Source organism: Sedimenticola selenatireducens, assembly GCF_963675335.2.
GTDB lineage: Bacteria > Pseudomonadota > Gammaproteobacteria > Chromatiales > Chromatiaceae > Sedimenticola > Sedimenticola selenatireducens.
Map to the genome: position 1 here is coordinate 879582 of NZ_CAXXYC010000003.1, position 19856 is coordinate 899437.

14 protein-coding genes are annotated in these 19856 nt (G+C 56.2%); 9 read left to right on the forward strand and 5 right to left on the reverse strand.

The annotated features are described in order from the left end of the window. Positions 1-75 precede the first annotated feature (75 nt). Genes ACHZBF_RS07770 through ACHZBF_RS07780 form a run of 3 tightly spaced genes read right to left on the reverse strand, consistent with a single transcriptional unit; the run spans position 76 to position 2526 of the window. Positions 76-1119 (reverse strand): succinylglutamate desuccinylase/aspartoacylase family protein, encoded by a 1044-nt coding sequence (locus ACHZBF_RS07770; RefSeq protein WP_394707569.1) that lies wholly within the window; start codon positions 1117-1119, stop codon positions 76-78. Between the two features lie 3 nt (positions 1120-1122). Then, on the reverse strand, positions 1123-2028 hold the full coding sequence (gene rimK / locus ACHZBF_RS07775) for a 30S ribosomal protein S6--L-glutamate ligase (RefSeq protein WP_321528119.1): 906 nt from the start codon (positions 2026-2028) through the stop codon (positions 1123-1125). A gap of 15 nt (positions 2029-2043) precedes the next feature. After that, positions 2044-2526, reverse strand: coding sequence for an ATP-dependent zinc protease family protein (locus ACHZBF_RS07780; protein WP_273437711.1), 483 nt, complete (start codon positions 2524-2526; stop codon positions 2044-2046). Positions 2527-2794: 268 nt separating this feature from the next. Between ACHZBF_RS07780 and acnA the strand changes: the two genes are divergently transcribed. From acnA to ACHZBF_RS07815, 7 genes are all read left to right on the forward strand, one after another. After that, on the forward strand, positions 2795-5506 hold the full coding sequence (acnA, locus tag ACHZBF_RS07785; protein WP_321528120.1) for an aconitate hydratase AcnA: 2712 nt from the start codon (positions 2795-2797) through the stop codon (positions 5504-5506). Positions 5507-5588: 82 nt separating this feature from the next. Then, positions 5589-6938: a DUF2254 domain-containing protein gene (locus ACHZBF_RS07790; RefSeq protein WP_321528121.1), complete on the forward strand. Its 1350-nt coding sequence runs from the start codon at positions 5589-5591 to the stop codon at positions 6936-6938. Positions 6939-7169: 231 nt separating this feature from the next. Then, on the forward strand, positions 7170-8195 hold the full coding sequence (locus ACHZBF_RS07795) for a TRAP transporter substrate-binding protein (protein ID WP_321528122.1): 1026 nt from the start codon (positions 7170-7172) through the stop codon (positions 8193-8195). Positions 8196-8271: 76 nt separating this feature from the next. Next, positions 8272-8766: a TRAP transporter small permease gene (locus tag ACHZBF_RS07800; protein ID WP_051301832.1), complete on the forward strand. Its 495-nt coding sequence runs from the start codon at positions 8272-8274 to the stop codon at positions 8764-8766. A 30-nt stretch (positions 8767-8796) separates the two neighbouring features. Next, the gene (locus tag ACHZBF_RS07805) at positions 8797-10098 is read left to right on the forward strand and encodes a TRAP transporter large permease (protein ID WP_029132400.1); all 1302 of its coding nucleotides are present in this window, start codon (positions 8797-8799) and stop codon (positions 10096-10098) included. Positions 10099-10111: 13 nt separating this feature from the next. After that, positions 10112-10519 (forward strand): bacteriohemerythrin, encoded by a 408-nt coding sequence (locus ACHZBF_RS07810; RefSeq protein WP_051301833.1) that lies wholly within the window; start codon positions 10112-10114, stop codon positions 10517-10519. Between the two features lie 26 nt (positions 10520-10545). Then, positions 10546-10992: a MarR family winged helix-turn-helix transcriptional regulator gene (locus tag ACHZBF_RS07815; protein ID WP_321528123.1), complete on the forward strand. Its 447-nt coding sequence runs from the start codon at positions 10546-10548 to the stop codon at positions 10990-10992. 66 nt (positions 10993-11058) lie between these two features. Here ACHZBF_RS07815 and ACHZBF_RS07820 read toward each other — a convergent pair whose 3' ends face one another. Then, on the reverse strand, positions 11059-12084 hold the full coding sequence (locus ACHZBF_RS07820; RefSeq protein WP_321528124.1) for a class I fructose-bisphosphate aldolase: 1026 nt from the start codon (positions 12082-12084) through the stop codon (positions 11059-11061). Positions 12085-12262: 178 nt separating this feature from the next. Between ACHZBF_RS07820 and ACHZBF_RS07825 the strand changes: the two genes are divergently transcribed. Continuing rightward, a complete protein-coding gene (locus ACHZBF_RS07825; protein ID WP_321528125.1) occupies positions 12263-13990 on the forward strand; it encodes an aminotransferase class V-fold PLP-dependent enzyme in 1728 nt (575 codons plus the stop codon). Between the two features lie 60 nt (positions 13991-14050). Here the strand turns inward: ACHZBF_RS07825 and ACHZBF_RS07830 are convergent, their stop codons facing one another. Next, on the reverse strand, positions 14051-15679 hold the full coding sequence (locus ACHZBF_RS07830; RefSeq protein WP_029132402.1) for a methyl-accepting chemotaxis protein: 1629 nt from the start codon (positions 15677-15679) through the stop codon (positions 14051-14053). A gap of 244 nt (positions 15680-15923) precedes the next feature. Here ACHZBF_RS07830 and hrpA point away from each other — a divergent pair, with 244 nt between their 5' ends. Further along, positions 15924-19832, forward strand: a complete 3909-nt coding sequence (gene hrpA / locus ACHZBF_RS07835) for an ATP-dependent RNA helicase HrpA (protein WP_321528126.1) — start codon at positions 15924-15926, stop codon at positions 19830-19832. Positions 19833-19856: the final 24 nt, after the last annotated feature.

Here is a 19856-nt window from a genome sequence, read left to right on the forward strand (position 1 = left end):
AGCCATGTAGGCTGGTTGTGCCTTTCGGCTTGTCTGCCCTGCCACTATTGTGAATGGCCCCATTCCCTTCTGGACCTACACAATCACCGGCTCATCCTGCAGATAGGGGATCGAGGGTAGTGGATCTTCTTCATGCATGGCGTCTTCCAGCAGTTCCATTTCGTCCCGACCGAGCCGGGCGATGTGGTAGAGTGCTTCACCCTGGTAGGCCAAAGGCAGCGTGGTGCGACCGATCACAATGCCGCGCCATGGTGCCAGCACCTGGGTCTCCCGCTCTCCAAACGGGTCGCTGATATATCCTAGAGTTTCATTTTTATTCACGGTTGCCCCAAGAGGTGATACCGCCCTGAGAATGCCGCTCTGGGAGGCGCGCACCCAGGCGCTGGCATGGGTGATGACCGAGGCCTGTTTGGTACTGGTCCGTCGTGAAGCCGGCAACATATTGAGATGGCGCATTACCCGCACGATTCCCCTTAGACCTATTCGGATTGAGTGTTCATCGAAACGCAGTGCTTCGCCACACTCGTAGACCACCATCGGTACCCCAAGGGCCGCCCCGGATTGGCGGACAGAACCCTCGCGCAGACCGGCATTGAGCGTTACGGGCGTGCGGAAGGCTTCCGCCATGGAGGCGGCAACCGGATCATCCAGATTGGCCCGCACCTGGGGCATATTGGCCCGGTCGATGGCAGCCGTGTGCAGATCAATGCCATGGGTGCACTGGGCCACGATCTCGTTCAGAAACAGGTGCGCCACCCGGCCGGCGAGCGAGCCTTTTTCTGAACCCGGGAAGGAGCGGTTCAGATCCCGCCGGTCCGGCAGATAGCGTGAACGGTGCAGAAAACCGGGGACATTGACAATGGGGACTGCGATCAGATCACCACGCAGTTTTTTCAGCAGTGGCAGGCTGAGCAGTCGCCGAATAATCTCCACGCCATTGATCTCATCGCCGTGAATGGCGGCGCAGACGAACAGCCGTGGTCCCTCCCTGCGACCACGGATTACATGCACCGGCATGGTCATCGGCGTATGGGTATAGAGTTGTGCAATGGGCAGATCAATAGTGAGATTTTCCCCCGGCAACACCTCGCTAGCACCGATCCGAAGCGGTTTGCTCATCATTCAGCCCTTTCCTCGTGTTTTGGTGTGATAGGGGCGGCAGTTTTTTTCGATGAACTCGATAATGGTATTGGCGATGTCCTTGTTGGTTGCGTTCTCGATCCCTTCCAGACCGGGTGAGGAGTTCACCTCCATCACCACCGGGCCGTGATTGGAGCGCAGCAGATCAACACCACAGACATTGAGCCCCATGACCCGCGCGGCACGAACCGCGGTGGAGCGCTCCTCGGGGGTGATGCGGACCAGGGTGGCCGAGCCGCCGCGATGCAGATTGGATCGGAACTCGCCTTCCCGCGCCTGGCGCTTCATCGCTGCCACCACCTTGTCACCGATCACCAGGCAACGCAGATCGGAGCCCTTTGATTCACCGATGAACTCCTGGACCATGATGTTGGCCTTGAGCCCCATGAAGGCCTGAATCACGCTCTCTGCGGCCTTGTGAGTTTCCGCCAGCACCACGCCGATTCCCTGGGTGCCCTCCAGCAGTTTGATCACAACCGGTGCGCCGCCGACCTGGGTCAGCAGGTCATTGATGTCGTCCGGCGAGTGGGCGAAACCGGTGACCGGCAGCCCTATGCCCTTGCGTGCCAGTAGTTGTGCCGAGCGCAGCTTGTCCCTGGCCCGGGTGATAGCCACCGATTCATTCAGCGGGTAGACCCCCATCATCTCGAACTGACGCAGTACGGCGGTGCCATAGAAGGTGATGGAGGCACCGATTCTCGGGATCACCGCATCGAAATCATCCAGGGTTTCGCCCTTGTAGTGGATGGATGGCCGGTGAGAGGTAATGTTCATATAGCAACGTAACGGGTCGATCACTCGTACCTGATGTCCGCGTGCCTTGGCTGCTTCCACCAGTCGCATGGTGGAATAGAGTTTGGAATTGCGTGACAGTATGGCGATTTTCATTCGGTGGTTTCCTGGTTATTCTGATAAAGGGTTGTCCGGCTTGCCGGCCTGATATGAGCGTGCGGCATCGACCAGAAAGTCGCCGCGCAGTGCTGTGCGACCCAGCAGCATCCGAAACAGCATCGTATCCCGATCGGTCAATGTCAGTTCTATCTGTTTGCTAAGTGAGCCGATGATCGCTTCGGTTTCTATCACATAGCGATTTTCACGATGCCCGCCCGAATCGGTTACCATCCGCTGATCAAGCAGATCCGCCGTGCAGATGATCGCCGTTTCTCGATCTCTCTGATGCGGGTGAACACCGAAGCGCACCCGGTCCCGGCCACGCTCCTTGTAAGGGTCGATAAAGAATGTGTGCAGCGCCGACGTACGGGCACCCGTGTCCACCTTGGCCTTGATATGTGGAATGCCCAGCTTTGGCAGGACGAGCCACTCCCTCCAGCCCAGTGTCAACAGGGCGGGAGCGGGGTGTGCTTGCTTTTCTTCAATTTCTTGCATCTCAGTCCTATCTTAGCATCTGGGATTTCCAGCCCGGAGCAAATTTTAATAATGCAGGCGTATCCCGCCTTTCGATCTGGCAAGGCATGGCGATTCCCGGTTGTGATCGTACTCGTGTCTCTATGTTGGTTTGGGTCTTTTTCTGCACGCGACCCGGCGCCGTTCAATCAGCTGCTAAACTTTACGACAGTATCGGAACATTTTCTGACTATACAGCCGGCTGCGGTGACTGCAGCATTTCAAATTCAGACCAGGGAGACTTGAGGAGATGAGTACCTCGTATAAGCAGGCCGTAACGCTGACGGTCGGGCAAACAGATTACACCATATATCCTTTTGACCAGCTACAGAAGCGGTATGCAATTGAGCGGCTGCCTTTTTCACTGCGCATATTGCTGGAAAACCTGCTGCGGCACGGGTCTGAGATCTTTGTGACGGATGAAGATGTCGAGTTCCTTGCCAATTGGGATCCACAGGCCGAACCAACACAGGAGATCGCCTTTGTTCCGTCCCGGGTGCTGCTGCAGGATTTTACCGGTGTGCCGGCCATTGTGGATCTGGCGGCGATGCGTGATGCCATGGTCGAACTGGGTGGTTCTCCCGCCAGTATCAATCCGCTCTCTCCGGTGGAACTGGTAATCGATCATTCGGTGATGGTGGACCACTTCGGCACGGCTGAAGCGTTGAACCAAAATACGGAAATTGAAATATCGCGTAATCTTGAGCGTTACAAGTTTCTGCGCTGGGGCCAGACGGCCTTTGAGAATTTTAGTGTGGTGCCGCCGGGTACCGGTATTGTGCATCAGGTTAATCTCGAATATCTCGCCCGCGGGGTCTTTACAAAGCAGTGTGACGGCGAACAGTTGGCCTATCCGGACAGCCTGGTGGGAACAGACTCCCACACCACCATGATCAACGGTTTGGGTGTGCTGGGATGGGGGGTGGGGGGAATCGAGGCGGAAGCCGCCATGCTTGGTCAGCCGATAACCATGTTGATACCCCAGGTGGTGGGATTCCGGCTGGTTGGAAAACTGCCGGAAGGGGCAACCGCCACCGATCTGGTGTTGACGGTGACCGAGCGTCTGCGCCAGTTTGGTGTGGTGGGGAAATTCGTTGAGTTTTTTGGCAACGGACTGGCAAACCTGTCGCTTGCCGACCGCGCCACTATTGCCAATATGGCACCGGAATACGGCGCTACCTGCGGCATCTTTCCGATAGATGCCGAGACCATTCGTTACCTGCAACTGACCGGCAGGGATGAACATACGCTGCAGTTGGTGGAAAGTTACACGCGCAGGATGGGGTTGTGGCACGATGCGGATACGCCTGAGGCGGACTACAGTGCTTTGTTGACACTGGACCTGTCGGAAGTGGTGCCCTCCATTGCCGGGCCCAAACGGCCACAGGATAGAATCCCATTGACTGAAGCCAAGGCCAGCTTTTTGCATCTTCTTTCGGAGCACAGACAACAGGCCCCCGCCACCGCTGATGTAACCGATTTTGATGAAGAGGGTGGACACCCGCCGAGCGATTCCGGTGCGGTTGAAGTCACCTATCGGGGGGAGACCTTCAATCTTGAACAGGGTGCCGTGGTGATTGCCGCCATTACCAGCTGTACCAATACCTCCAATCCGGCCGTTCTGGTGGCCGCGGGTCTTCTGGCAAGAAATGCACGCAAGCTTGGATTAAAAGCCAAACCCTGGGTCAAGACCAGTTTTGCCCCTGGGTCCAAGGTGGTAACTGACTATCTGCAACGTGCCGGACTGATGGAGGAACTTGAGGCGCTGGGTTTCTATCTGGTCGGTTATGGATGTACCACCTGTATCGGTAATTCAGGACCGCTGGCCAAAGAGATCAGTCAGGGAATCAATGCCGGCAATCTGCTGGTCACCTCGGTACTCTCCGGCAATCGCAATTTTGAAGGGCGGATACATCAGGAGGTCAGAGCCAACTACCTGGCATCTCCACCGTTGGTAGTGGCCTACGCCCTTGCCGGCAACATGGATGTCGATCTGTATAACGACCCCATCGGTCATGATCCCAAAGGCAAGCCGGTGACATTATCGGATATCTGGCCGGCTAGTAGCGAGATTCAGCAAGTGATGGCCGGTTCGCTGGATGCGGAGATGTTCAGGAAGAAATACCAGGATGTCTACACCGGGAATGAGATCTGGAACAATCTGCCGATTGAGACCGGTGAACGCTATGCCTGGTCGGATTCCACCTATGTACGACTACCTACATTCTTTGAGCGTATTGCAGAAAAGCGTCCAGGCGTGAACTCGATAGAGGATGCCCGTTGCCTGGTGAAAGTGGCCGACAGTATCACCACCGACCATATTTCACCGGCTGGCGCCATCGCTGTCGACAGCCCGGCGGGACGGTATCTGCAGGCTCACCGGGTGGCACCACAGGACTTCAACTCCTATGGGTCACGACGGGGCAATCATGAGGTGATGATGCGCGGTACCTTTGCCAATATCCGTCTACAGAATCAACTGGCGCCGGGAACGGAAGGTAGCTGGACCACCCACTTTCCATCCGGAGAACAGCTCTCCATATTTGATGCAGCAGAGCGATATAAAGAAGCGCAGACACCCCTCATTGTGCTTGCCGGCAAAGAGTACGGTACCGGTTCGTCCCGCGACTGGGCGGCCAAGGGTCCGGCGTTGCTGGGGGTCAAGGCGGTAATTGCCGAGAGTTACGAGCGTATTCATCGTTCCAATTTGATCGGCATGGGGATTTTGCCACTGCAGTTCAGGGCGGAGGAATCTGCCGATGTGCTCAATCTGGAAGGCACGGAATATTTTTCAATTCCCGCTATCACCGAGGGCCAGGAATCGGTTGTGGTATCCGCCCGCAGGGAAAGTGGCGGTATGATCAGTTTCAAGGCAAAAATTCGTATCGACACACCCAATGAATTCGCCTATTACGAAAATGGGGGAATATTACACTTTGTGTTAAGGCGATTGGCCGGGTAGCTGAACCTGTCGGGTAAGTGCTTAAGACCACTGTTTATTGTCACCGGCTGAATGCCGGTATCTATCGGGAGCCGAGGCTCATGTGGGACCGTTAAAAATTACCCGGCTCTACAAGCTTTGGGATCAGTTGCGCTCCAGTTACTGGTTTTTGCCAACTGTTATTGTAGCGCTGTCGATAGGGTTGGCATCGTTATTGATCTTCGCCGATCACCGTTACCCGTTTGATCAGACATCCCGCTCATCCTGGCTGTTCCTGGGCACGGCGGAGTCTGCTCGGGTGATTCTCTCCACCATTGCCACCGCCATGATCACGATTGTCAGCCTGACATTTTCCATGACTATTGTGGTTTTGACACTCGCCAGTTCCCAGTTTGGACCACGCCTGATCTACAATTTTATGCGCGACCGCAATAACCAGGTTGCGTTGGGCGTTTTTCTGGCTTGTTTTGTGTTTTGCATATTGATATTGCGTTCTGTGAAATCGGATGTTGCGGGAAATTTCGTGCCACAGCTTGGCACCACCGCCGCCATGGCGTTCGCGCTGTTCAGTGTGGGTACGCTGATATTCTTTATTCATCACATTGCCGACAGCATCCATGCCAGCAGAATAATCGCCAATGTACGCAATGAACTTGAACTCATCGTTACGCGACTGATGCCTGAGCGATCCGGGACAGGATTGTCCGAGGAAACCGAATGGCAGCGCCTGATGGATATGATCGATTTCTCGTCCATGCCTATAGCGGCGCGTGACCGGGGTATTCTGCAGGCTATTGAAGAGGCGGAATTGCTGGAGTGGGCACAGCGACATGATCTGTTGATCCGGCTATATCATCGCCCGGGGGCGTTCGTCATTCGTGGTACCCCCCTGTTTGAAGTGTACCCTCGTGAACGCGTGCCCGTGGATCAGTTGGTCCTGCTGCACGATGCGTTTCGATTTGGCAATAAGCGTACCCTGGTTCAGGATATCGAGTTTGCGTTTCAACAACTTGTTGAAATCGGCGTACGGGCTTTGTCACCGGGAATAAACGACCCATTCACCGCAATGTCATGTGTGGAGGAACTTGGCTCGGGGATTGCCCTGGTTGCAATGCGCGGGTCACAGCCAAGAATATGGCGGGACACTGGAGGAAAACCCCGGATACTGGTAAAGGCGGTGGAGTTTGAAGGCCTTGCCGATATCGCATTTAATCAGATCAGACAGGCCGGTAGCCGCCACGTCGCGGTAATGATACGCATGCTGGAGGTGATCGGAGACGTTGCATCAACACTCTCTGATCAACAGCAGCGCAGCGTCTTGAGGCGGCATGCCGATGCCGTTCATGCGGCGGCAACTCAATCTGCCCGGAACAAGGGGGACCGGGCCGATATCGATGCGCGTTTTCAACAGGCAGTCAGTCAGCTTGGTGAGATCAATAAAGCCGATGCCTGATCAATCAATACGCCAATCCTGATAGTGCGGCATTGGTGTTTTGGGTGTCCGGCAGGGCCTGTTTCGTCATGCAGCAACCGGCGGGTTTGCTCACTTGGCACCTGCGGCCAGCTATATTATGTCGATATAGTTCGGCATTACCCCTTTTATTTTGGTGGATTGTTGCTGTTGACAAAGGTTGCACATGCAACTAAGTTCATTTGACAAGCAGATCCTGGAGGAGGGATGCACATGATAAAGAGAACCATAACAGCCGGCTTGTTGATCGCGGCCACTCTGACCAGTTTTGCTGCATCTGCAGCAAACCCGATTGAACTCAAGATGAGTCATTTTCTTCCATCGACACATCCGATTCAGCGGGATTTCCTGGAGCCTTGGGCCAAAGAGCTGGAAGAACGCACCAACGGACAGGTGAAGGTGCAGATTTTTCCGGCGGGTTCATCCTTCGGTCATGTAGCCAAACAGATGGACCAGGCGCGTGCCGGGGTGGTGGATATCGCACATGGTCTTTCCGGAATCCCGCGGGGACGCCTTCCCAAAACTTCGATTATCGATTTGCCCTTTCTGGTTCAAAGTGCCGATGCCGCGAGTAAAACCCTGTGGAAACTCTATCCAGATCACCTGACGGATGAATACAAGGGTGTGAAGGTGCTGGCGCTGCATGCGCACAATGCCGGCCTGATCCATACGCGCGGCAAAAAAGTGACCACCATGGAGGATCTGAATGGATTGCGGTTGCGTGCACCGTCCCTCGCCATCTCCATGATGCTGGAAGAGCTGGGTGCGTCTCCCGTCGGCATGCCACCCACCCAGGTGTATGAAAACCTTGAGAAGGGCGTGATAGACGGTACCGTGTTTCCCTGGGAGGCGGTGAACGGCTTTAAGCTCTACGAACCGTTGAACTACCATCTGGACGCCAAGGCGTATACCACATCGTTCTATTTTGTAATGAATGAGCGAAAGTACAGGTCCCTGCCGGAGGATGTCAGAAAGGTGATTGATGAGATGTCCGGACAGACCCTGGTAAACAAGTTCGGAGACTGGTGGAACCAGTGGGATCAGCCAGGCCTGGATGCCGCTGTCAAGAAGGGTAATGAGATAGCAAGCCTGACCGGTGAACAGCGGGACAAGTGGCGGGAGCGCCTGGCACCGGTGATTGATAAGTATCTCGCCAGCCTTGAGCAGCAGGGTGTCAAGGATGCCCGCGAAATTTACCAGAAAGCTCAGGAGTATGTCGCCGAATTTGAAGGCAAGTAAGTTGCAGCTGTGGTGATGGGCGGCGTCCATCACCACATCCGCTCAAACCGACGCACAGGTTACTATGTTTCAACGAATGAACCGCGCTCTGCTACAGATCAGCAAATGGTCGGCCTGGAGTGGCATGATACTGCTGCTGGGCGCTGTATTTACCACCACGGCCGATATCCTGGCCAGAAAGCTGTTCGGTTTCACTTATCAGGGTACGATCGATATTGTTCAGCTGCTTGTTCTGTCATCCGCCTTCTTGTCCATTCCCTATGCCTTTATCACTCGCAGCCATGTCGCGGTCGCCATCTTCACCGATAAATTCGGTGATCGCGGACGGGCCGCTATCTCGGCTCTGGCAGCCTTTTTGGGTACCGTTATTATGGCGGCGTTCGGTTGGTTTGGTTTTAATCATGCAAGCATGCAGATGGAGTATGGCGATGTTTCCCAGACAATCGGCATTCCAATTGTCTGGTATTGGGTCCCGGTGATCTACGGTTGTGCCTTGTCCAGTCTGATTTCCCTGATGATGAGTGGTGAGTCGATTTATAAAACGCTGCTGGGGGAGCGCTCCCTGTCATGATTATTGCTGATTATTTCCCGGTGACTGTCCATGTCTGAAACAGCCATTGGATTAGTCGCCTTCGGGGTGATGTTTGTGCTGATCGGATTGCGTGTGCCCATTGCCATTGCCATGGCGACGGTGGGTGCGATTGGTGGTCTGATTCTCAATGGACCTGACAGTGTTATTTTTGTCATGGGATCGCTTCCATTTGAAACGGTCTTTCCCTACAGCCTATCGGTGATTCCACTGTTCATCATGATGGGGGTGTTCGCCGCCCGAGCCGGTCTCTCAAAAAGCCTCTACGCAGCGGTGCATGCCTTTATTGGACACTACCGTGGTGGATTGGGCATGGCGACGGTCGGTGCCTGCGCCGCTTTCGGGGCCATCTGCGGCAGCAGCTTGGCCACGGCCGCCACCATGAGCAAGGTGGCCATGCCGGAGATGCGCAAGCGCAATTATCATGATGGCCTGGCTGCGGCAAGTATTGCGGCGGGAGGCACATTGGGCGTGCTGATTCCTCCCAGCGTCATTATGGTGATCTATGCCCTGCTGACAGAACAGTCCATAGGGCAGATGTTTGCGGCAGCGATTATTCCGGGGATTGTCGCCACGCTGCTCTATATGCTGGCGGTCTGGGGACAGACCCTGGTCAACCCCGCAGCCGGGCCTGCCGACGAGCGGGTGGGGATGCGCGGGCGTATTCAGGCATTAATCAACGTCTGGCCGGTTCTGCTGCTGTTCAGTGTGGTCATCGGCGGTATCTATATGGGTTGGTTTTCTCCAACAGAAGCCGCCGCCATCGGTGCTTTTGGCGCCTTCCTGCTGGCCGCGCTGAAGCGAAAACTGAACCGGGAAGTATTTCTCGACGGTCTCGGTGAAACCGCCACCACCAGCGGCATGATTTTTATGATACTGATCGGTACGGCACTGTTTAACTATTTTGTCGAGACCACCGGCCTGCCGCATCGGCTGGTCGGCTATGTGGGTGAGTTGGGCTGGGCTCCGTTTGCCATTCTGCTCATGCTGATCATTTTCTATATCCTGCTCGGCTGTGTGATGGATGCGCTCTCCATGTTGCTGCTGACCCTGCCATTTGTCTTTCCGCTTATCCAGTCACTGGGTTTCGATCCGATCTGGTTCGGTATCATCATGGTATCCGTGGTGGAGGTGGGTCTTATCACACCGCCGGTCGGGATGAACCTGTTCGTGATTATGGCAACAACACCTGGCTTGAAGTTGGGCACGGTCAGTCGGGGGGTGATACCTTTTCTGCTGGCCGATGTCGTGCGGATTACGCTGCTGATCCTGTTCCCAGCCCTGGTGCTCTGGTTACCTTCGTTTATGCAGTAGCAAGGAACTGACTATGGCAAGATTGGAATGGAGTGAGAGTTACAGTGTCGGCGTGCCACGGCTGGATGCACAGCACAAGGTGCTGATCCGGGTTATCAACCAGTTGGAAGAGGAGCGGCGTACCGGCGGCTTGATCGTCAGCGTATTTGCCGAGTTGCGACGTTATGTCAGGGAACACTTCAGGGATGAAGAGGCGATGATGCGAGCGGCCGGCTATGCGGACCTTGAGGCTCATATACAGGGGCATCGGCAGTTTGAAGAGTGGCTGACCTCCATTGAAATGGTTTACAACAGTGGCGGCGCCTCCGCTTACTACATTGCCGAGAGCGTGCATGACTTTCTCAAGGACTGGCTCATCACCCATATCCTGGCCAAGGATATGGCGTATAAAGAGACCTTGACCGGACATATACCGGGGTAAGCGGCGGCACGGGTCGAGGTATTACCATGAAACTTGCCAGTTTTCTGCCCTACCGGTTCTCTGTGTTGACGCACAATATTTCACAAAGTATTGCCTCGATCTATTCAAGCCGGTTTCACATCTCGGCCCAGGAGTGGCGCATCATTGCCAATCTGGGTAATGGGCCGCCGCTATCCGCCAATGAAATCGGCAGCCATGTCAATCTGGATAAGGTGCAGATGAGTCGGGCGTTGACCAAGCTGATCAATAAGGGGTTGGTGTTGCGCACGCTCGACAAGCTGGATAAACGAAAATCCTCGCTGAAGCTCAGCAGAAAAGGTCTGCAGTTGTATGAAAAAATTGTGCCGATCGCGCTGGAACGGGAGCGGCAGTTAATCGCAGTTCTGAACCGACAGGAGAGGGCGCAACTGGATGCGATTCTGGAAAAGCTGGAGAGGCGGGCGGAAGCGCTGAATACCCTGAAGGTCGACTGACCACCGGATTTGACGTAGTGGCGGGACCGGCGTCAGATTGACTCCGGTCCCGGATGCTCCCTTCCTTTATTCACCTGCCGATTCCATCGTTGACTGATACTCACCGCGCCGCGCTGCGCCATTCAATGCGGCACGTCGGTACAGTGCGTCCTGGGCCGCCGCCACATTACCCGGATCACCCTTCCAGGCCTGCAGTGCAGGCTGTTGCAGCGCCCTTCCGTAGGAGAAGCTCAGCTCCCAGGGCTGCGGGGTGAGGCAGTTCATCGCGTTGAGATTGGCAGTGGCCTCCTCCGGTGTCTGACCACCGGAGAGAAAATTGATGCTGGGCAGGGCGGCCGGAACGGTGCGGCGCAGGATTCGCACGGTCTGTCTGGCCACCTCATCCGGTTTTGCCTGGCGTGCATGGTTTTTTCCCGGCGTGATCATGCTCGGTTTCAGCAGCGCGTGTTCCAGTACCACGTGATGCCGGTGCAGCGCGTGAAACAGGGCATGCAGCACCGCCTCGCTCACTTCCGCACAGCGAGCGATGCCGTGGTCGCCATCCATTAATACTTCCGGCTCGACGATGGGTACGATGCCCTGTGCCTGACAGATGGCGGCATAGCGGGCCAGCATCTCGGCATTGGCCTCGATCGCCAGTCGGCTCGGTGTGCTGTCCGAAATATGATAGACATTGCGCCACTTGGCGAAACGTGCCCCCTGTGCCTTATAGCCCTCCAGTCGCTGACCCAGGCCATCCAGACCCTGGGTGATCTCATCACCTGGCGCATTGGCCAGCGGTCCCTTGCCCTTGTCGACCTTGATGCCTGGCACCACGCCTTGTCGTGTGGCCAGCTCCGGCAGCAGTGTGCCGTCATCCGCGCGTTGTTCCAGGGTCTCCTCGAACAGGATGATGCCACTGATATAATCACCCAGATTGGCTGTCTCCAGGATCAGGCTTCGGTATCGGCGGCGCTGCTCCTCGGTGGATTCAACCCCGATAGCATCAAAACGTTTGGCTATGGTCGGGCTACTCTCATCGGCCGCAAGAATGCCTTTGCCTTTCTGTACCAACAGATCGATGGTTGCCTGAAGCTGGTCCTGGATATTCATTTTCCCCACCCCCGATGCAGTCTGAACAATTTGACGATCTTCTGTGAAGTATAGACAGTGACCACCCAGGTTCCGACAAAATGGAACAGGGCGGTTGGAAAATAACTAATAGAGCAACAACTGCCCTACACAGGAGTGTAGGATAGGTACAGATAAAACGGTTATGGGTGAAATGGGAATGAAACGGCTGGAACCAGACTATTTACGCAGTCAGATTATTGGTGTGGATACGCTCCTGCAGACCCCTTTCGGCGAGCGGCTGATGGTCTATGCGGACTATACCGCGTCGGGCCGGGGAGTGCGGTTTGTCGAGGATTATCTGCAGCGGATTTTGCGGCTGTATGCCAACAGCCATACGGAGGACGATACCAGTGGTCGCACCACCACCCAACTGCTGCATCAGGCCGAGCAGGTGATCAAACGGGCGCTTAATGCCGGGCCGGATGGGCGCATCATCGCCTGCGGCACCGGCGCCACGGGTGCCATTGATCGCATGCAACAACTGGTGGGTGTAAAACTGCCTGCGGCGAGCCGCCAAGTCATGATGTCCCTGTTGCAGGGCTTTGCCGGGAATGCCCAGGCTGGGGCCTTTGCCGACTATTGCCGCGCGCACCAGCCGGTGGTGTTCGTCGGGCCCTACGAACACCACTCCAACGAGGTTTCCTGGCGCGAGAGCCTGGCGACCGTGGTGGAGGTGCGGTTGAGTGAGGACGGGGGTATCGATCTGGCGGATCTGGAAAGGTTGCTGAAACTGCCGGACTATACGGGGCGGCTGCGTATCGGCTCTTTCTCGGCGGCTTCCAATGTGACCGGCATGAAGTCGCCGGTGCATGAGATAGCCGCCCTGTTACATCAGTCCGATGCCCTGGCTTTTTTTGACTATGCGGCCAGTGCACCCTATGTCGAGATCAACATGAATCCGGAACCTGATCAGATGGGCGGGGATGCTTCACTGGATGCCGTGTTCATTTCACCCCATAAGTTTGTCGGTGGCCCCGGTGCCAGCGGCGTGCTGGTGTTCAACCGCCACTGTTACCATCCCGAATTGCCGCCCAGCGTGGCGGGTGGTGGAACGGTCGACTATGTCGGACCGGAGAGCCATGACTTCATCAAGGATATCGAAACCCGGGAGAATGCCGGTACACCGGGGATACTGCAAACCCTCAAGGCAGCCCTGGTGTTTCAGATTAAACAGGCGGTGGGGCATGAGGTGATCGAGCAGCGCGAGACGGACTATATTCGCCGGGCGCTCGACCGCTGGGGCCGCCATCCCGCTATCGAGATCATGGGCAATCCGGATCCGGAGCGGCGCATCGGTATCGTCTCATTCAATCTCAAAGGACCGGGTGGACGCTACTATCATCCGCGTTTCATCACCACGCTGCTGGATGATCTGTTCGGCATCCAGAGTCGGGCCGGCTGCTCCTGTGCCGGTCCCTATGGGCACAAACTGTTGGGTATCGATGATGCCCGGGCAGAGGAGTTCAGGGCGGTAATCGCCGACGGGCACTGTGGCATTAAACCTGGTTGGTGCCGGATCGGCTTTCACTATCTGTTTGACGAGGCGGAGGTGGCCTATCTCTTGGAGGCGGTGGAGTTTGTGGCTGATTATGGCTATCGCTTTTTACCACTATATCGGTTCGATTCCCCCACCGGCCTCTGGACTCACCGTGAGCAAGCCCAATCGGCGATCGAGTTTTCACTGGATGATGCGCTAGAAAATCCGGCTGAGCCCGAGCAATGTTTTACCGTGGAACAACGGCGTGAGCATTATGCGGCCAATCTTGCCGCGGCACACACCTACGCAGACGGTTTGGGTGATGCCTATCGCCATGAAGTGACCCTGGACGGGGAAGAGGGCGTCCTGCAGTTTTTTCTGCTTACCCGGGAGAGTCTGGCGGGCTAGAACCGGGCGGGTTGCGCAGGATATGCCGATATCTTCCTCAGGCCTGGCGCAGTTCAGTTCTTACACTTTGAACTGTCCCATCACCTGTTTCAGTTCTGATGCCAGTCCCGAGAGCTGCTTGCTGGTCTGGGCGATCTGTTCCGAGTGATCAGCCGTCTGTCCGGTGACATCACTGATGGCAGTGATATTCCGGCTGATCTCCCCGGCCACCATGCTCTGTTGCTGGGCAGCGGTGGCGATATGCTCATTCATCTGGCTGATGGTGTTGATTGACTGGGTAATCTTGTTCAGCGAATCACCGGCATGGGCCGCCTCGGCGACACTGGTTTCCACCCGCTTCTGGCTCTGGGACATCATGTTGGCGGCATTCTGGGATTGGCGCTGCAGCCCCTCGATCATACTCTGGATCTCCTGGGTCGCCTTATGTGTGCGGGTTGCCAGGGTTCTAACCTCGTCGGCCACCACGGCAAATCCACGACCCTGTTCACCGGCTCGCGCTGCCTCGATAGCCGCATTCAGAGCCAGCAGGTTGGTCTGTTCGGCAATATTGGTAATCACCTCCACTACCTTGCCGATGCCGTCACTGTCCGACTCCAGCTGCCGGATCACATCGAACGCCTGGTTAACATCTTCGGCCAGGGTGTTGATGCAGGCGATGGCGTTGTTCACCACATTGCCCCCTTCAAGCGCTTCCGCATCGGCCTGATTGGCCGCCTCGGAGGCGTTGCCGGCACTACTGGCCACTTCATTGGAGTTAGCTTCCATCTCGGTCATGGCCGTGGCCACCTGCTGACTCTCCAACTGCTGGCGCCGTACGCCTTCGATGCTCTGGGTGGTGATATCGGTGAGGTGCCCGGACTCCTCGGCCAGTTTCAGGGTGGAGGTATTGACCTGATTGATGATGGAGCCGAACTTTTCCATCATCAGGTTGATGGCAAGCGCCAGCCGGCTGAGTTCGTCATTGGACTTAACCTCGGCCCGCAGGCTGAGATCGGATTGCTGCTCGATGGCACGAACCACATCGGTGACCCGTCGCAAGCGTGAAACTACCAGTTTTTTCAGGATGAAACTGATGATCAAAAGCCCGGCAATCAAAAGTCCGGAGTTGAGTCCGATATTCATCCACAGTTCTTTTAGTACCGTATTGTCAAGATTCTTCAGCGAGTAATCCACCCGCACGGCACCCAGCACTTCGCCTTCGGGTACCTGATGGCAGAGCAAGCAGTTGGTGCCACGATAATCCTTTTGCGCACGCATCGGCATGATGACGGTCAGCACGCGTCCGCTCTCGTCTTTATAAAGGGAGTCGATTTTTTCACCTGCCAGGGCACGTTTATCCAGTTCATCCTTGATGGTGTTCTGTTCGGTGCCGGCACCGAAAACCTTGATGATCCCCTCGCCGCGTATAATGCGGGCATCCAGCACCTCTTCGCGTGCAGTCACCTTCTTTCGGGAGATCTCCTTGTTGGCCATGCCGCCGGTCAGCATCAGGGTGTTGACGTTGTCGAAGTAGGAATCAGCCAGGGTTTCGGTCTGGTCCATGACCAGATGCTCCACCAGGTTACGCTGACTGTTAAACTGGTAAAGGGCGGAGACCACCAGGATCAGCAGAAACAGCACAATCAGGGCAAGGTCAATCTTGGTGCTGATGGAGAGACCACTGGCAGAGGCTTTACTGGCTTGTTTCATTTACAGATCCCCGGGTATGTCGGATTGTGTCAGTCACTGTCTCGATAATGAGAAGGTTGATTCGATGATTTTTCCTCTCTTTATTGCGACTTGCCGGATCGTTTCTTTAGGTATTTCCCTACATTTCACCCAAAAAATGATCTGGATCAATATCTCCGGGCAGGACGGATCCTGTATGGGGGATGTGTGTTCAATCAGTACAAATCTGTAAAATAGCCGCTCTTCTGCTAAACGGACTGCTGTTGTGAAGGTTGAGTCGACAATCCCCGCGCTTGAATTACTGGATAGCTGCCTGATTCAGGATCGCCATCCATTGCGCAAGCGAATCAGAACCTTGCACAGGAAGCAGCGTGAAGGAAAAACCCTGGATTCCGATCTGGCGCACCTGTGGCCAAGGCTTGAACAGTCCCGGAAGGCGGTGGAGCAGCGGCGACAGCTTCGGCCTGAACCCCGCTTTCCGGCGGACCTGCCGATTAGTGAACGACAGGTGGAGATTGCCGACCTGATCGCGCAAAACCAGGTAATCATTCTGTGTGGAGAAACCGGTTCAGGGAAATCCACCCAGTTGCCGAAGATCTGCCTGGGCCTGGGGCGCGGGATATTCGGGCGGATCGGCCACACCCAGCCACGGCGTATCGCGGCCCGTGCGCTTGCCGCCCGCATCTCCGAGGAACTGGGCAGGGAACTGGGGGATTCGGTCGGCTACAAGGTGCGGTTCCATGACCGGGTGGGCCCCAATAGCCACATCAAGCTGATGACTGATGGCATGTTGCTGGCGGAGATCCAGCAGGACCGCTATCTGAATGAGTATGACACCCTGATTATCGATGAGGCCCATGAGCGCAGCCTGAATATCGATTTTCTTCTGGGTTATCTGAAAGAGCTGCTGCCGAAACGGCGTGATCTGAAGCTGATTATTACCTCGGCGACCATTGACCCCGAGCGCTTTTCCAAACATTTCTGGAATGCCCCTATCATTAACGTCAGCGGCCGCACCTTCCCGGTGGAAGTGCGCTATCGACCACCCCAGGAGGAGAGCGGCGGTGAACGGGACGATGCCGTACAGCAGGCAATCCTGTCAGCGGTGGATGAACTGTCGCGTATCGACCGGGGGGATATCCTGGTGTTTCTCAGCGGCGAGCGTGAAATCCGCGAGACTGCGGAAAATCTGCGCAAACACAAACTGCCCCTGACCGAGGTGCTGCCACTGTATGCCCGGCTTGGACCTGCCGAGCAGGCACGGGTGTTCAGGAGTGGAGGTAAACGGCGCATTATTCTCGCCACCAATGTCGCGGAAACTTCGCTCACCGTCCCCGGCATTCGCTATGTCATCGACGCGGGTTATGCCCGCATCAGCCGCTACAGCCACCGCAGCAAGGTGCAGCGCTTGCCGGTGGAGCGCATCGCACGGGCCAGTGCCGACCAGCGCAAGGGACGCTGCGGCCGGGTCGCTGCCGGTATCTGTATCCGGCTCTATGACGAGGAGGACTTTGCTGCCCGTGCGGAATTTACCGAGCCGGAGATTCAGCGCACCAACCTGGCCTCGGTAATCCTGCAGATGAAACTGCTTGGCTTCGGCAATATCGAACAGTTTCCCTTCGTCGATAAGCCCGACAACCGGTTGATCAGGGATGGCTACCGGGTGTTGGAGGAGATCGGGGCGATGGATGCGGATAGGCGGATAACGCCGATCGGCAGGGCATTGTCCCGTCTGCCGGTCGATCCCCGGGTGGGGCGCATGCTGCTGGCCGCTACGGAAAATCAGTGTCTGAGTGAACTGCTGGTAATTGCTTCTGCGCTCAGCGTGCAGGATCCGCGGGAACGTCCGATGGACAAGCAGCAGGCAGCGGATGAGGCACATCGGGAATTCCGCCATGAAGAGTCGGATTTTCTCGGTACCCTCAATCTCTGGCGACATCTTGAGGAGATTCAGCACCATCTCTCCCGGCGCAAGTTCCAGGCCCATTGCCGGGGCCGGTTTCTCTCCTGGAACCGGGTGCAGGAGTGGCGCGATATCCATCATCAGTTGCGTGGGCAACTGCATGAAATGGGCTATCGGGAAAATGAAAAAGCGGCGGATTATGAGGCGATACACAAATCACTGTTGAGCGGTCTGTTGAGTAATATCGGCATGCGCCAGGCAGGTAACAGCCGGGAATACCTGGGGGCCAGAAACAGCCATTTTTTCGTCTTTCCCGGTTCAGCCCTGTTTAAAAAACAGCCCAAATGGCTAGTGGCGGCCGAACTGGTTGAGACCAGTAAACTCTATGCAAGAACGGTTGCCGAAATTCAGCCGGAGTGGGTGGAAGCGGTCGCCGGGCACCTGGTCAAGCAGGAGTATTCCGAACCCCACTGGGAAAAGAAGCGCGGACAGGTGGCCGCCTATACCCGTATCACCCTGTTTGGCCTGCCTATTATCCCCCGACGCAAGGTCAATTATGGCCCGATCAATCCGGTCGAGGCGCGGGAGATTTTCATCCGTTCGGCCCTGGTGGATCAGGATTTTCATACCCGGGCCCCGTTCTGGCGCCACAACCGACAGGTGATCGACTCGATTCATCTGCTGGAGGAGAAGACCCGAAGACGTGATCTGCTGGTGGATGAGCAGACCCTGTATGACTATTACGACCAACGGATACCGGTCGGTATCTACAGTGCCGTTCAGTTTGAAAAATGGTTGCGTCAGGAAACTCGGGAGAAGCCCAAGCTGTTGCATATGCGAACGGATGACCTGATGGCCAATGCGGCCGGCGATGTGGCGGATCAGTACCCCGATACCCTGGAGATGGATGGTCTGCGGCTATCCCTGGAGTATCACTTCAACCCGGGCGACCCGACTGACGGCGTTAAGTTGAAGATTCCACAGGCGGTACTTAATCAGGTCCCTGAAGCACGCACCGACTGGCTGGTCCCCGGGCTGTTGCGCGAGCGGATAATCGCCCTGTTGAAATCCTTGCCGAAGGCGTTGCGTAAATCATTCGTGCCGGTTCCGGATTATGCAGATGCCTGTCTTAAGGTGATGACCCCGTCGGACAAGCCGTTGATCCGTCAGTTGTCGGAACAGTTGCATAAGATGACCGGAGTCTATATCCCCGAGGATGCCTGGCAGGAGGCGGCGGTCGAAAAGCACCTGCGAATGAACTTTCAGGTGCTGGATGAAGCAGGTCGCCCGATAGCGGAAGGGCGTGATCTGCAGGCGCTGAAAAAGCAGCACGCCAGTCAGGGTGAGTCACGCTTCCACTCCTCCACGGAAACCGGCCTGGAACGTGAAGAGGTGACCGACTGGGACTTCGCTCCGCTGCCGAAATCAGTCATGCTGCAACGCGCCGGGATCAGACTGCCCGGTTTCCCCGCACTGGTGGAGACGGAACAGGGGCTGGCCGTGCGCGTAGTGGATTCCGAACAGCATGCCAGGGACGCCCACCGCGCTGGCGTGGGACGACTGGTGATGCTCCGGCTGGCCAAGGATATTCGCTACATTCGGCGCAATATCCCGCAGCTGCAGAAGATGCGGCTGCAGTATGCCAAGGCACCGGTGCTGTCAGATCAGGATCAGGCCGACGCGGTCGATCTGGAACAGGAGTTGGTAACGCTTATTGTGGATTTGACATTCGTTGCCGATCAGCCGGAGATCAGGGATGCCGAGTCGTTTAATGCGCGTATCAATCTATGTAAACCGCAACTGGTACCGACAGCCAACACGGTGATCCAGCTTGCGGGTGAAATTCTCGAACAGTATCAACAGGTCGCAAAAAAGCTGGCCGCCTGTACCCAGATCAACTGGATGTCCTCCCTGGCCGATATGCGCCAACAACTGGACCGTCTGGTATTCAAGGGTTTTTTCAGGCTGACTCCGATACAACAGTTACGCCAGATACCTCGCTACCTGGAGGCCTTGCAACGCCGGTTGGACAAGCTCAACCACGCCGCCGCACGTGATCAGCAACTGCTGCGGGAGATGCAGACACTGTATCAGATGTGGTTGGAACGCGATCAGCGGGAGCGTAAGAGCGGCACAGTGGATGAGCGGCTGGAAGAGATCCGCTGGTCACTGGAGGAGTTGCGTGTTTCCCTGTTTGCCCAGGAACTGAAAACGGCTTATCCGGTTTCCATAAAGCGAATAGCAAAGCGTTGGAAGGAGTTGGGCTTATAAAACAGCCACCGCGGGATGCCGGCA